Genomic DNA, 1,432 nt, shown 5'->3' on the forward strand with positions numbered 1-1,432 from the left:
TGTACCGCACCCGGCTCCTTGGACAACTGGTTGGGCTACGCGGCGCGCCTGAAGGTCTCCTCCTGCCAGGCGGCGCGCCTGTCGGCGGGGCTGCGATGGCCGTTCTTCTCGACCAGCCATTCGGCGTTGTAGCGGGTGACGAAGGCGCGGATGACGTCCCACACGTCGTTGATGGTCTGGAATATCCGTCCGTGGACTACCTGCTCTTTCAGGGTACGGAACAGCCGCTCGATGCAGCCGTTGGTCTCTGGCTCGGCGACGAAAGCGTAGCTCGGCGACATGCCCCAGAAGCGCATCTGGCGCTGGAAGTCGTCGGCCATGAAGTTGCTGCCGTGGTCGTGGCGCAGCGCCAGGCCACGGGCGACATCGCGGCCGAGATGGCCGAACTGCTGGCGGACCGCCATGCCGAGCGCCTGGATCGCCTCGTGGCGGGTGCCGCGTTTGGCGACGTGCCAGCCGAGCAGTTCGGCGTTCCAGTGCTCGACGACACCGAAGAGCCAGACCTTGCCGTCCCGGACGGTCGTGACCTGGGTGGCGTCGATCGCCCACATGACGTTCGGCGCGTCGGTGGTGATGCGGCGGTCGTGCTGCGCCTCCGGCCGGGTCCGGGCCCGGTGCGGCGAGAGCAGATGGTGTTCGCGCATCAGCCGCAGCACGCGCTTGCGCGCGACCCGGATGCCATCCTGCGTGCGGAGCCGCGCCCAGACCTTGCGATGGCCCTCGCCGGTCCAGGGCGAGCGCGCCAGGTCGGCGCGGATCGCGGCCAGCAGCGCCGCGTCGGCGATAGTGGGCTTCGGGCCGCGGCGGAGGGCTGGACCAGGCTTCGGCGCGGCCGCGGCGTTGGCCGCGTAGTAGCTGGAGCGCGGTACCTGCCAGACCCGGCAGACCCGGGCGACGCCATAGCGGCGCCTGGTCGTGGGCGAGGTGCTCGCCGCCATCACCGCGACCGCCTCCGCCCCAAAGGGCCGGGGCGTTCCATGCGCGAGCGCAGCAGCTCGTTCTCCATGCTGAGTTCGCCGACGCGGCGGAGCGCCGCGGCGAGTTGGCCGTCCTCGGCGGCGTCCGCGTCGCGCTCTTTCAGCGCGCCGTCCAGCGCGGCCTCGGCCTTCTGGCGCCATTGCTCGAGCTTGAAGACCGGCAGGCCGAGCTCGCGCGACAGCAGCTCGACGCTGTCGCCCGCCAGCAGCCGCAGCACGACCGCCCGCTTGCGCCCGGCGCTCCAGCGTTGGCCGGGGCCGAGCGGGCCGATGGCAGACCCTTCCGACGCGCCAGGCCGCGCTTGGCCTGTGGACAGCGTGGACGGGCTGCGCCCGCCCTCGCTGCCCACAGGCCCATCATCTGCTTTCCGATCTTCGATCTCGTTCATGCCGCACATCATCGTTCCGGGTTCGCCTTGGGCAAAAGGGTGTCCAGGGAAACCGGGTGCAGCTCA

2 protein-coding genes are annotated in these 1,432 nt (G+C 71.0%); both read right to left on the reverse strand.

The window, feature by feature from the left end:
* Nucleotides 1–35: 35 nt before the first annotated feature.
* Nucleotides 36–938, reverse strand: a complete 903-nt coding sequence (locus E2C05_RS31745) for an IS3 family transposase (protein WP_133223583.1) — start codon at nt 936–938, stop codon at nt 36–38.
* Nucleotides 938–1,366, reverse strand: a complete 429-nt coding sequence (locus tag E2C05_RS31750) for a transposase (RefSeq protein ID WP_158292501.1) — start codon at nt 1,364–1,366, stop codon at nt 938–940. The genes E2C05_RS31745 and E2C05_RS31750 overlap by 1 nt, the downstream gene beginning before the upstream one ends.
* Nucleotides 1,367–1,432 lie beyond the last annotated feature (66 nt).

The sequence above is a fragment of the Paracraurococcus ruber genome, assembly GCF_004353985.1.
In the GTDB taxonomy this organism is placed as follows: Bacteria; Pseudomonadota; Alphaproteobacteria; order Acetobacterales; family Acetobacteraceae; genus Paracraurococcus; species Paracraurococcus ruber.